We start from the raw sequence: 614 nt of genomic DNA, 5'->3' as shown, positions 1-614 counted from the left end.
GTTGAAGGCAGGACCTTTTCTGTACCATCCGGTCTTTGAATGGTAATAGCGGGACAATCCATAAAGCCTTTCTTGATCTTGTCCTGATAAGGTAACAGAGGCGCCCCTGGAGCACGGCGATACACCCAATCATGTTTACGCAAGTAATCCGTTAAATCCTTTGGTCGTACTTCCAACATCTTTGCTGCTTCTATCAAACCAAACAAACCATCAGAGCGTTTTAAACCTTCCAAAGCTTCTGCTTTTGGAGTCAATTTAGCAATGGTGTTATCCTTTTGCTCGATTTGACTTTGTAAGTGATTCAAAACACCAAGTAATGCTTCGGGTTTGGAGTAGTCAACTTGTGGTGTCACTACTTGTTTCAAAAGCCGTTCGCATTTGATAAAGTATAAACGAGCCTCTCTACCTTTCTTATTATTCTCAAGCATAGAAAGCTCTTTTGCTACACTTAAAGTTAGATGATAATCTTTAGAGGGACGACCACCTTGGAGGTTTTCCCCAAAATTGGTGAAAACTAAATAATCCTGATTTTCTAATAAATTATATTTGTTGATGCGATATTTAATCCAAGTAGAGAAATCTTTACCTACTTCTAAAAACGCATGCAAATCACG

Annotated in this window: 1 protein-coding gene; it reads right to left on the bottom strand. The window is 38.9% G+C overall.

The genetic code is table 11. The features are described 5' to 3' along the window. The coding region (locus tag ACFIKG_RS09755; RefSeq protein ID WP_375652248.1) for an antA/AntB antirepressor family protein at positions 1 to 614 on the bottom strand (614 nt) is incomplete at both ends.

Origin of the sequence: Bartonella sp. LB28NMGDW (assembly GCF_042194435.1) — a bacterium.
Classification (GTDB): Bacteria; Pseudomonadota; Alphaproteobacteria; order Rhizobiales; family Rhizobiaceae; genus Bartonella; species Bartonella grahamii.
This window is presented reverse-complemented; position numbering and strand designations above follow the sequence as displayed.